The organism is Kitasatospora sp. NPDC057518 (assembly GCF_042802075.1).
GTDB lineage: Bacteria > Actinomycetota > Actinomycetes > Streptomycetales > Streptomycetaceae > Kitasatospora.
On the sequence record NZ_JBHVEU010000305.1, the window covers coordinates 1 to 10,736 of the forward strand.

The window sequence follows — 10,736 nt, forward strand, 5'->3', positions numbered from 1 at the left end:
CCCCCGGGGTCTCCCGGGGGCGGCCTTTCCCGTGCTTCCTGGTTGTCCCCGGGGGACGCCCGGTCAGCCGAGCTGCTGCTCGATCGCGCGCAGCTTGCGCTCCAGCGAGTCCAGCTTCGGCATCGACAGGGTGTCGTCGTCGGCCGTCAGGTCGATGGTCGAGTCGCTGCGGGACGACCCGGTGCCGGAGGACGCGTACGAGGAGGACGCGTACGAGGAGCCGACGGCGGCGCGCGGCCGGCGGCCGGCGTCCAGGGCGGCCGGCTCGAAGGAGTCGGCGGACCGGTGCGGGTCCGCGTACGACGAGGCCGGGGAGGTCGAGGTGGTGGCGTCGGTTTCCGCGGCTAGGGCAGGCTCCGTAGCGCTCGGGCCGTCTCCGGCAGCCGTGAGGGCGGGAACCTGGCGGCCGCCGCGGCCCCGGGCGAGCATGCCGCCCTGGCGCGAGATGGCCTTCAGCTCGGCCCGCTCGCGGCGGTCGGCGGTGCGGGCGCGGGCCTTGGCGTCCAGCTTCGCCTGGCGCTCCTCGCGCACCTCCTCGACCGCCTCGTCCAGGCTGCGGACGTTCTCCAGCAGCATCAGCGACCAGGCCGCGTAGGTCTCGCGCGGGGCGCGCAGCCAGCGGACGATGCGGATCTGCGGCAGCGGGCGCGGCACCAGGCCCTGCTCGCGCAGCGCGGCCTTGCGGGTCTGCTTCAGCGCGCGGTCGAACAGGATCGCCGCCGAGATCGACATGCCGGAGAAGAACTGCGGGGCGCCGTCGTGCGACACGCCGCGCGGGGCGTGCACCCAGTTGAACCAGGCCGAGGCGATCGCGAACACCCAGACCAGCAGGCGCGAGCCGAGCGCGGCGTCACCGTGGCTGGCCTCGCGGACGGCGAGTACCGAGCAGAACATCGCGGCGCCGTCCAGGCCGAACGGGACGAGGTACTCCCAGCCGCCGGACAGGCCCAGGTTCTCCTTGCCGAAGCCGACCAGGCCGTGGAAGGAGAGGGCCGCGGCGACGCCGGCGCAGCAGAACAGCAGCGTGTACGAGGAGATGCCGTAGATCATCTCCTTGCGCCGGCGGCGCTCCTCGCTGCGCTCCCAGGAGTCGCCGGACTCGTCCTTCTTCGAGCTCTTGAAACGCAGCGTCGCCAGCAGGACGGCGACGAACAGCAGGGCTGCGCCGCCGATGACGGTCCAGACCAGCTGTATGGAGGTCAGGTTCATTGCGGGTCGGGCCTCGGGTTTCCGCAGGGGACAGGATCACAGCGCGACACAGGTGGTCAGGGCCCGCTGTACGGGCACCGCCTGACGGTCGGTTCGTCGCCGCACGGCATGCCCGCCGCACCCGCGCAGGGGCGGACGGGACGCCTGTGCGGCTAGACGATATCGCGTCCGAAGGGGCGGCATGTTACGGGAGGGCGGCTTCCTCCTGCCAATCGACCCGCCGGTTGGATAGGGGAGGGGTGGACGGGGTATCCGACGGCCGGGCCGATGCCCGATCATTGGTCGGCGGACCGTCAGAACGCCTGGCGGGAGCAGGGGGAGAGGACGGCATGGTCTCGATCTGGGAGTACCTGCGCGGGGACAAGAGCTACACCTTCGACAACCCCGGCGGTCAGCACAAGGTCATACTCACCAAGTCGACTCCGCAGCACGCGATCACCGGGTCGGCCGCCACCACCGGCTACCTCTACGTCAACCTGCACTGGACGATGAGCGCCGGGGGCTCCCGCCGGCCGAGCGCCCGGGAGTCCGTCAAGCGGTTCTTCAGCCCGCGGATCCTGCGGCCGCAGGACCCGGACTCGCCGCAGAACAGCGAGCCGATGAACGTCGACCTCGACCTGGCCTGCATGTACGAGCTCTCCGACGGGAGCACCGGCGTGGTGCAGCCGCTCGGCGGGCTCTTCGGCGACCTCCAGAACGCGCCGTACATCAAGCTCAGCGGCGACGACCAGTACGGGGCGCCGTCCGGCGAGACGATGTACGTCAACCTGGAGAAGAAGGACAAGTTCAAGCGGCTGCTGATCTTCGTCTACATCTACGACGGCACGCCGGCCTTCGAGCAGTCGCACGCGGTGGTCACGATCGTGCCGCAGACCGGGCCGCGGATCGAGATCAAGCTGGAGGAGCGGGCCCGGGCGGCGCGCTCCTGCGCGGTGGTGCTGATCGAGAACGCGGGGGACAACCAGCTGACGGTGCGGCGCGAGGTGCGGTATGTCAACGGGTTCCAGGCGGACATCGACCGGCTGTACGGGTTCGGGATGCAGTGGCAGCGCGGGTACAAGGGCGACTGACACCGGCGGGCGCGGCGGTTCCACGGCGACGGGCGGTGCGTGCGGCGGTTCCACGGCGGCGGGCGGTGCGCGCGGCGGGGCCGGGGTCGTCCGGCGGCCCCGCCGGGGGTGTCAGCGGGGCTGGAACTGCGGGCCCTGCGGGGGCAGCGCGAACTCCTCGCCGGTGGGCGCCGGGGGCTGGGCCGCCGGCGGCTGCGGCGGGACGGGCGGCTGCTGGCCGGTGCCGGGCTGCGGGTAGCCGTAGCCGGCGGGGCGCTGCTGCGGCGGCGCGGGCTGGTTCTGCTGGGGGTACCCGTAACCGCCCGGCTGCTGCTGGTAGGGCTGCTGGCCGGTGCCCGGTTGCGGGTAGCCGTAGCCGCCGGTGGGCTGCTGCTGCGGTGCGGGCTGCTGCTGGGGGTAGCCGTACCCCGTGCCGGGCTGCTGGGGGTAGCCGTAGCCGGTGCCGGGTCGGTTGCTCGGGGGAGCGGTGGGCGGCGGGGGCACGGTCGGCGGGGCGGTGGGCGGCGGCGGGGTCGCCGGCGCGGGCGAGGCGTTCGCGGCGGTGGCCGGGGCCGGTGCGGTGGCCGGGGCCGGGGTGGGCGGTGACTGCGGGACGGCCGGGGCCAGGGTGAAGGTGCCCGGCTCGGGGGTGGTCGAGCGCGGGTCCGGCAGCGGGGTGCTGCGCGGGTCGAACGCGCCGGACGCGCCGGACGGGGCGGGGGCGGCGCCGAGGGCCTGGTCGGCCTCCGCCTCGTCGTCCACGGTGATGCCGAAGTCGGTGGCGAGGCCGATCAGCCCGGAGGTGTAGCCCTGGCCGATCGCCCGGAACTTCCAGGCCCCGGAGCGGCGGTACAGCTCGCCCGCGACGAGGGCGGTGACGTTCTCGGCGTCGTCGATCGCGAACTCGGCGAGTGCGGGGACGCCCTCGCCGGCCGTGGCGTCGAAGAGCAGCAGGCGCAGCCCCGGCACGGCGCGGAACGGCCCGCCCTCGGAGGAGCCGGCCAGTACCACGCGGTCCACCTCGGCGGGCAGCTTGCCCAGTTCGACCTCGACCGTGTCGATGATCTCGGCGCCGCCGGAGGTCTGCTGCTTGGGCAGGTGGCGGACCAGGCCGGAGGGGTGGCGGGGCTGGTTGTAGAAGACGAAGTCGGCGTCCGAGCGGACCTTTCCGGAGGCGCCGAGCAGCAGCGCGGACGCGTCCACGTCCGGCGCACCGGGCGTGGCGCTCCAGCGCAGCACGGCGCGGACCGCCGCCGCCGGCAGTGCGATGTTGGCGCCCTTGGCCATCACGTGCGTCATAGCCGACCATCCTGCCTGTTCGCCACCCCTTCGGACAACGTGACCGGACCGGTCCGCGCGGAGTCGGACTTTGCCAAGACTTGCGCTTTCCGAGGTTTGCCGCCGTCGTTTCCGGGATGGGGCATCGATGCGCCCATGATCGTCCAAGTGGACCGGGATGTTCCGGGAGTTCAGTGCCGGGGAACCGGGACCGGCCGGATCCCGTCCGTACGATGGGCGGTCGAAAGGTCTCCGGGGGTTCGGCGGAGGGGCGTCCGGCGGCGGCGTGCCCGGGAACCTTGGCGCCCGGTCGGCCGGTTGACCAGGGTGTCGTCGGCAACGGGCCGGGGGCCGGTCCACTTCCTGGAGGAGAGCACCTTGCGCCATTTCGGCCACCTCGCCGAGGACGTACGCGGCCGGCTCTTCCTGGAACAGCCGCGCCCGTTCAGCGCGCGGAGCGGGCCGGAGGTGATCGCCACCGCCCTCGGCGGCACCCTCTACAGCCCGGCCACCAGGCCCGCCCTGGCCGCCGACATCCGCAAACTCGCTGGTCGGGGCGTGGTGTCGATGGTGCTCTGCCTGGAGGACGCGATCGCCGACCACGAGGTGGACGCGGGCGAGCGGAACCTGGTCGAGCAGTTGAATGACCTGGTCAAGGACTTCACCGACTGTGCACAGAGCCACCCCCTGCTCTTCATCAGGGTCCGCAGCGCCGCCCAGATCCTCGACCTGGCCGAGCGTCTCGGCCCGGCCGTCGAACTGCTCAGCGGCTTCGTGCTGCCGAAGTTCACCCCGGCGAACGGCGGCGGGTACCTGGCCGCGCTGGCCGCCGCCGAGGCCGCGACCGGGCGGCGGCTGTTCGCCATGCCCGTCCTGGAGTCGCCCGAACTCGCCCACCTGGAGACCAGGCGGGAGCAGCTGTTCGGCATCGCCGAGCTGCTCGCCGGCCACCGCGAACGGGTGCTCGCCGTCCGGCTCGGGGTCACCGACCTCTGCTCCGCGTACGGCCTGCGGCGCTCGCCCGACCTCACCGCGTACGACGTGGCGCTGGTCGCCTCGGTGATCGGGGACGTGGTCAACGTGCTCGGCCGGGCGGACGGCACCGGGTACACCGTCACCGGCCCGGTCTGGGAGTACTTCCCGGTGCAGGAGCGGATGTTCAAGCCGCAGCTGCGCCGGACCCCGTTCGCCGGGGCCTCCGTCCCGGCCGCGGCCGGGGTGCTCCGGGCCTCCGGCGAGGAGGTCCGCCGGCGGATCATCGAACACGACCTGGACGGGCTGATCCGGGAGGTCGAACTCGACCGGGCCAACGGCCTGCTCGGCAAGACCTGCATCCACCCCAGCCACGTACCGGCCGTGCACGCCCTCTCCGTGGTCACGCACGAGGAGTACTGCGACGCCCGCGACATCCTCCGGCAGGAGCAGGACGGCGGCGGGGTACTGCGCTCGGCGTACACCAACAAGATGAACGAGGCCCGGCCGCACCGGGCCTGGGCGGAGCGGGTGCTGCTGCGGGCGGAGGTGTTCGGGGTGGCCCGGGAGGACGTGAGCTTCGCCGAACTGCTGTCGGCCTGCCTGTGCGGCTGACGGCGCCCGGACGGACACGACGGACACACCGACGGACATGACGAACGCACCCGTGAACGCCGGCTACGAACGCACCGACGAACGCACCATCGCACCACCGAAGGCAGGACCAGCAGTGACAGCAACACCGCAGACGTGGACCGGCCGTTGGGTCGCCGACCGGGCCGGGATCGCCCTGACCGGCTCCGAGCGCCTCCCCGAACTCGTCGGCCTGGCGCTGCGCTCGGGGAACCCCAAGCGCGCCCACCTGCTGGTCTCCACCGTGCTCGGCAAGCACGTGCCGCAGCGGCCCTCGGTGGTCCACGGCGCCGGGCTCGAACTCGGCCGCCGGGTCCGCGACCTGCTCGGCGCGGAGGCGGCCGCACGGGCCGTCGTACTCGGCTACGCGGAGACGGCCACCGGCCTCGGCCACAGCGTCGCCGACGGCCTGGACGCCCCCTACCTGCACTCCACCCGCCGGCCGGTGCCCGGCCTGGACCCGGTCGGCGGCTTCGAGGAGGAGCACTCGCACGCCACCTCGCACCTGCTGCTCCCCGCCGACCCCGGACTCCTCGCCGGCGACGGGCCGCTGGTGCTGGTGGACGACGAGTTCTCGACCGGACGGACGGTGCTCAACACCATCCGCGACCTGCACGCCCGCCACCCGCGCGGGCACTACGTGGTGGTCGCCCTGGTGGACCTGCGCTCCGCGGCCGACCGGCGCCGGCTCGATGAGGCCGCCGCCGAACTCGGCGTCCGGCTGGACCTGGTGGCCACCGCGAGCGGCGGCGTCGAGCTGCCGGAGGACGTCGTGGCGCGGGCCGAGCGGCTGATCGCCGAGGCGGCGCCGGCCGCCGCGCCCCCGGTCGGGGAGCCGCCGTCGGCCGGACCCGCGCCGCTGGACCGGGTCGAACTGGACTGGCCCGCCGGGCTCCCGGACGGCGGCCGGCACGGCTTCACCGCCCGCGACCGCGCCCGGCTGGACGCCGCACTGCCCCGGCTGGCCGGGCAGCTCGCCGAGGCCCTGCCCGCCGGTGCGCGGCGGGTGCTGGTACTCGGCTTCGAGGAGCTGATGTACGCGCCGCTGCGCCTGGCCGACGCCCTCGCCGAGCGGCTCGGCGGCGACCGCGTCCGGTTCTCCACCACCACCCGCTCGCCCGTCCTGGCGGTGGACGACCCTGGCTACGCCATCCGCACCCGGCTCGCCTTCCCCGCCCACGACGACCCGCGGGACGGCGGCTCGTCCGAGCGCTACGCGTACAACGTCGCCCCCGGCAGCGACCCGGCGCGGCGCTTCGACGCCGTGGTGCTGGTGGTGGACGACGTGGCCGACACCCCGGCGCTGCACGAGGGCGAGCGGGCGCTGCTCGGCCAGCTGCGGCGGGTGACCGACCGGGTGGTGCTCGCCGTGCTGCCCTCGCACCGGCCGGTGCCCGTCGTGCCCGCTCCGCTCGCCGCGCCCCTGTCTTCGGAGTTGCCCGGTTCTTCGGAGTTGCCCGCGCCCCTGTACGGGCCGGCGTTCTCCTCGTACCCCGCCGAGGAGGTGGCCTGGCTGCTCAAGGACCTCTCCGGGGTCGCGCTCGAAGCCCCCACCGAGGAGCGCGAGGAGGCCGTCCAGAACGGTGGCGCCCACTACGCCGAGTCGCTGCCGGTCGAGTACCAGCCCAGCCCCGAGTACCAGGAGCTGTTCCACCAGGCGCTGCGCGGCTCCGCCGGCCGGATCGCGCTCGCCGTCGGCACCGTCGCCGAGACGCTGCTGCGCGAGCGCGGCCCCGGGCTGGTGCTGGCCTCGCTGGCCCGGGCCGGCACGCCCGTCGGCATCCTGGTCCGCCGCTGGCTGGCCTTCGCCCACGGCCTGTCGGTGCCGCACTACGCGGTCTCGATCGTGCGCGGCCGCGGCATCGACCCGGTCGCACTGCGGTACCTGGCGGCCCACCACCGGGCGCAGGACGTGGTGTTCGTGGACGGCTGGACGGGCAAGGGCGCGATCACCCGCGAACTGGCCGACGCGCTGGCTGGCACCGGCTTCGACCCGGACCTCGCGGTGCTCGCCGACCCGGGCCGCTGCGTGCGGACGTACGGCACCAGGGACGACTTCCTGATCCCGTCCGCCTGCCTCAACTCCACGGTCTCCGGGCTGGTTTCGCGCACCGTGCTGCGCGCCGGGCTGATCGGGCCGGACGACTTCCACGGCGCCAAGCACTACGCCGAGCTGGCCGGGAACGACGTCTCGGCGCTCTTCCTGGACGCGGTGGCCGCCCGCTTCGGCGAGGTCCGCGCCGCGGCGGTCGAGGGCGCCGACCGGCTCGCCGCCGACCCGCACCGGGAGCCCGACCGGGCCGGCTGGGCCGCCGTCGAGCGGATCAGCGCCGAGTACGGCATCGACAACGTCAACCTGGTCAAGCCCGGTGTCGGCGAGACCACCCGGGTGCTGCTGCGCCGTGTCCCCTGGCGGATCCTCGCCCGGCGCGGCGCCGGGGCGGACCTCGACCACGTCCGGCTGCTCGCCGCCCAGCGCGGCGTCGAGGTCGAGGAGGTGGACGGCCTGCCGTACACCTGCGTCGGCCTGATCCACCCCCGCTACAGCCGCGGGGCGACCGGGGGAGACGGGCGAGCGGTGGCCGACGGGGGCACCGTGACCGAGACGACGGGGAGGGAATCCTGATGGGTGTCCTGGTGGCCAGCGACCTCGACCGGACGCTGATCTACTCCGAGCGGGCCATGGCCCTGGCCGGGCCCGACCGGCTGGCGCCGAGGCTGCTCTGCGTCGAGGTGTACCAGGGGCGGCCGCTGTCCTTCATGACCGAGCGGGCCGCCGGGCTGCTCGCCGAACTCGCCCGGGAGGCCTGCTTCGTGCCGGCCACCACCCGCACGCCGGAGCAGTACGGGCGGGTCAACCTGCCCGGCCCGACGCCGGACTGGGTCCCCGCGTACGCGATCTGCGCCAACGGCGGGCAGCTGCTGGTGGACGGCGTGCCGGACGGTGACTGGCGGGCCGAGATCACCGCGCGGATAGCCGCCGGCTCGGCCCCGCTGGAGGAGGTCGTCCGGCGGCTCGCCCTGTGCGCCGACCCGGAGTGGACGCACAAGCGGCGGGTCGCCGACGAGCTGTTCGCCTACCTGGTGGTCGAGCGCGCCGCGCTGCCGGAGGGCTGGCTGGCGGAGCTGGCCGGCTGGTGCGCCGAGCGCGGCTGGACGGTCTCCCTGCAGGGCCGCAAGGTGTACGCGGTGCCCGCGCCGCTCACCAAGAGCGCCGCGCTGGCCGAGGTCGTCCGGCGCCGCGGCGCGGACACCGTGCTGGCGGCCGGGGACTCGCTGCTCGACGCCGACCTGCTGCTCGCGGCGGACGCGGGCTGGCGCCCGGGGCACGGCGAACTCGCGGACAGCGGCTGGACGGCCCCCGGCGTCACCGCCCTGACGGAGGTGGGGGTGACGGCGGGGGAGGAGATCGTCCGGCGGTTCCTGGCGGGGGCGTCGGCCCTGCCGGTCGGGGGCTGACCCCCGGGTTCGGGTCCGGGGCCGGGTTCGGCTGCGGGTGGTCAGCCGCAGCAGCCGCCGCCGCAGCAACCGCCCCCGCCCCCGGCGGGGGCCTGCGGGGCGGCGGCCGCGCCGCCCGTGACGGCGACGGTGGACAGCAGCTTCACGGTGTCCTGGTGGCCCTGCGGGCAGACGGCGGGGTCGTTGGCCTGGGCCATCGGGCGGCGGAGCTCGAAGGTGGCGCCGCAGGAGCGGCAGCGGAAGTCGTAGCGAGGCATACCGGCAGGGTACCGAGCGGGGTCCCCGCCGGCAGCCCGCTTCCGGTGCTTCCAGGGCTTCCGGGTGCTTCGGTGCTACCGATGCCTTGGCGCTCCCGGTGCTACCGGTGGCCGCCGAGGTCCCCGCGGATCAGCTCGATCACCCGTGCCGCCGTGTCCCGCACCGCCGCGAGCTCGGTCAGGAAGTGCCAGTAGTCGGGGTGCCGGCCGGCCGCCTCCAGCGTGGCCACGGCGCGGTCCAGCCGGGCCACCGCCTCGTCCAGCGGGGCGGCGTGCCGCGGGTCCGGCGCGCTGCGCCCGGCCATCGCCAGCCGCTGCGCGTCCCGGATGGCGAAGCGGGCGCGCTCGATCTCCCGGTTGGGGTCGTGCTGCACCTCGTTCAGCTGCCGCAGCCGGTCGTTCGCCGCGAGCACCGAGCCGTCGGCGGTCTCCAGCAGCGCGCGGACCGTCCCGATCGCGGCGGTGGCGTCGGCCCAGCGCTGCTCGTCCCGGGCCCGGGCGGCCTCGGCGAGCTTGCGTTCGGCGGCCCGCCCGGCCTCCGCGACCTGGTCCGGCACCCGCTGGAGGTCCTGCCAGCAGGCGGTGCTGAACCGGCGGCGCAGCTCGCTCAGGGCGGGCTCGACCGTCTCGGCCTTGGTCTCCAGCGCCTGGATGCGGGTCCGCAGGCTCGCCACCCGCCGGTCGATCTCCCGCGCCCGCTCCGGCAGTTGTCCGGCGTCGGCGGCGATCGCCTCGGCGCGCTGCTTCACGTCCTCCGCGCGCCGCAGGGTGTCCGCGACCCCGTGCCGGGCCGGGCCCTCGTTCAGCCGGCCGAGCTCGGGCGCCAGTTCGGCGAGCCGGGCCGCCAGGTCGTCCGCCCGCAGGCCGGCGCCGCGCGCCCCGTCCAGCGCGGTGGTGGCCGCGAGCAGCGCGCGCTTGGCCTGCTCGACCGCCGGGGTGACCCGCATCAGCTGCTGCTCGGCGTGCTCGACGGTCGGCTGCAGGCGGCGCAGGAAGTCGTTCAGCTCCGCCCGGGCCGAGCCGAGCTGGCTCTTCACGTCCTCCAGTCGGCGCCTGGCCTGCGCGGCCGTGCCGGCGTCCAGGGTCTCACTGTCCAGGTTGTGGGCGTCGAGCGCGGCGAGGTAGTTCACGGTGACCTGCTCGACCCGGCCGGAGATCGCCGCCAGGTCGGCCAGCGCGCGCTGCGCCGTCGGGCCCTCCTCGGCCGCTCGGACGGTCTCCACCGCGAGCTGCACCTCGCGCTGGGTCTCCTCCAGCTCGTAGAACGCCTCCTGGGCCGCCGCCCGGGCCTCCCGGGCCTGCGCCCGTCCGCCCTCGCCGCCGCCGCGCCGGCCCCACCAGCCGCCGGTTCCGGCCGAGGCCAGCCCGACCGCGGCCAGCGCACCCGCCAGCGCCACCGGCACCACCAACGCGTCGGCCAGTGCCGCCCCCGCCCGACGCCGCCCCCGCCCGCTCCCGCCGGCCACCGTCACTGCGCGCTCCCTGCTCCGACCCGCTGATCCGGCCCCCATTCTCCCCGATCCCCCCACCGGCCCGGCACCCCCTCCCACCCCGCCCGCCGCACGGCCCCGCCCCTCACCGGGCGCCCGTCCCCCACCACCTCCCGGGACCAGGTACCCTAGGCTCTCGTCGTGCGCCCGGTCGGGCCACGGCAGGGGGCGCGTAGCTCAGTGGTAGAGCGCTGCTCTTACAAAGCAGATGTCGGCGGTTCGAAACCGTCCGCGCCCACCAGTAGGAAGCACGGCAAAGGCCCAGGCCACCGGTACCGAACCGGGAACTTGGGCCTTGTTCGTTCCTCAGCCGCGGAGGCGGGAAGAGGCGTCGTGCCAGTTACGTGCCAGATGTGTCGCCGGGCTCTGCCGGCCGGACCTTCCTGATC

At 75.0% G+C, this 10,736-nt stretch carries 8 protein-coding genes and 1 tRNA gene; 5 read left to right on the plus strand and 4 right to left on the minus strand.

Translation table 11 applies throughout. The features are described 5' to 3' along the window. Positions 1-63 precede the first annotated feature (63 nt). On the minus strand, positions 64-1,209 hold the full coding sequence (locus ACFU7Z_RS26995; RefSeq protein ID WP_074000775.1) for a DUF2637 domain-containing protein: 1,146 nt from the start codon (positions 1,207-1,209) through the stop codon (positions 64-66). A gap of 329 nt (positions 1,210-1,538) precedes the next feature. On the opposite strand from ACFU7Z_RS26995, the gene ACFU7Z_RS27000 reads away from it, so the two are divergent. Continuing rightward, entirely contained in the window at positions 1,539-2,279 is a 741-nt protein-coding gene (locus ACFU7Z_RS27000; protein ID WP_049652604.1) for a Tellurium resistance, read from the plus strand. A gap of 111 nt (positions 2,280-2,390) precedes the next feature. Here ACFU7Z_RS27000 and ACFU7Z_RS27005 read toward each other — a convergent pair whose 3' ends face one another. Continuing rightward, complete coding sequence (locus tag ACFU7Z_RS27005) at positions 2,391-3,557, minus strand: TerD family protein (protein WP_380780217.1); 1,167 nt, start codon at positions 3,555-3,557, stop codon at positions 2,391-2,393. Between the two features lie 357 nt (positions 3,558-3,914). Between ACFU7Z_RS27005 and ACFU7Z_RS27010 the strand changes: the two genes are divergently transcribed. From ACFU7Z_RS27010 to ACFU7Z_RS27020, 3 genes are read left to right on the plus strand one after another with little or no spacing between them, the layout of a single operon-like run. Beyond that, the gene (locus ACFU7Z_RS27010; protein ID WP_375874110.1) at positions 3,915-5,123 is read left to right on the plus strand and encodes an HpcH/HpaI aldolase/citrate lyase family protein; all 1,209 of its coding nucleotides are present in this window, start codon (positions 3,915-3,917) and stop codon (positions 5,121-5,123) included. Between the two features lie 37 nt (positions 5,124-5,160). Beyond that, positions 5,161-7,767, plus strand: a complete 2,607-nt coding sequence (locus tag ACFU7Z_RS27015) for a phosphoribosyltransferase (protein WP_380780220.1) — start codon at positions 5,161-5,163, stop codon at positions 7,765-7,767. Further along, positions 7,767-8,600 carry an HAD family hydrolase gene (locus tag ACFU7Z_RS27020; protein WP_380780222.1) on the plus strand — a complete coding sequence of 278 codons (834 nt, stop codon included), beginning with the start codon at positions 7,767-7,769 and terminating at the stop codon, positions 8,598-8,600. Before ACFU7Z_RS27015 ends, ACFU7Z_RS27020 begins: the two co-directional genes overlap by 1 nt. 41 nt (positions 8,601-8,641) lie before the next feature. Here ACFU7Z_RS27020 and ACFU7Z_RS27025 read toward each other — a convergent pair whose 3' ends face one another. Together ACFU7Z_RS27025 and ACFU7Z_RS27030 are read right to left on the minus strand one after the other, a co-directional pair. Then, positions 8,642-8,857 carry a zinc ribbon domain-containing protein gene (locus tag ACFU7Z_RS27025; RefSeq protein ID WP_049659427.1) on the minus strand — a complete coding sequence of 72 codons (216 nt, stop codon included), beginning with the start codon at positions 8,855-8,857 and terminating at the stop codon, positions 8,642-8,644. 101 nt (positions 8,858-8,958) lie between these two features. Next, a complete protein-coding gene (locus ACFU7Z_RS27030; protein WP_079271736.1) occupies positions 8,959-10,368 on the minus strand; it encodes a hypothetical protein in 1,410 nt (469 codons plus the stop codon). Positions 10,369-10,513: 145 nt separating this feature from the next. Between ACFU7Z_RS27030 and ACFU7Z_RS27035 the strand changes: the two genes are divergently transcribed. Continuing rightward, positions 10,514-10,588: transfer RNA gene (locus ACFU7Z_RS27035), tRNA-Val, on the plus strand. Positions 10,589-10,736 lie beyond the last annotated feature (148 nt).

Coding starts and splice junctions, on each gene's coding strand:
- ACFU7Z_RS26995 (WP_074000775.1), bottom strand. CDS start 1,209: ATGAACCTGACCTCCATACAGCTGGTCTGGACCGTCATCGGCGGCGCA.
- ACFU7Z_RS27000 (WP_049652604.1), top strand. CDS start 1,539: ATGGTCTCGATCTGGGAGTACCTGCGCGGGGACAAGAGCTACACCTTC.
- ACFU7Z_RS27005 (WP_380780217.1), bottom strand. CDS start 3,557: ATGACGCACGTGATGGCCAAGGGCGCCAACATCGCACTGCCGGCGGCG.
- ACFU7Z_RS27015 (WP_380780220.1), top strand. CDS start 5,161: ATGACGAACGCACCCGTGAACGCCGGCTACGAACGCACCGACGAACGC.
- ACFU7Z_RS27020 (WP_380780222.1), top strand. CDS start 7,767: ATGGGTGTCCTGGTGGCCAGCGACCTCGACCGGACGCTGATCTACTCC.
- ACFU7Z_RS27025 (WP_049659427.1), bottom strand. CDS start 8,857: ATGCCTCGCTACGACTTCCGCTGCCGCTCCTGCGGCGCCACCTTCGAG.
- ACFU7Z_RS27030 (WP_079271736.1), bottom strand. CDS start 10,368: ATGGGGGCCGGATCAGCGGGTCGGAGCAGGGAGCGCGCAGTGACGGTG.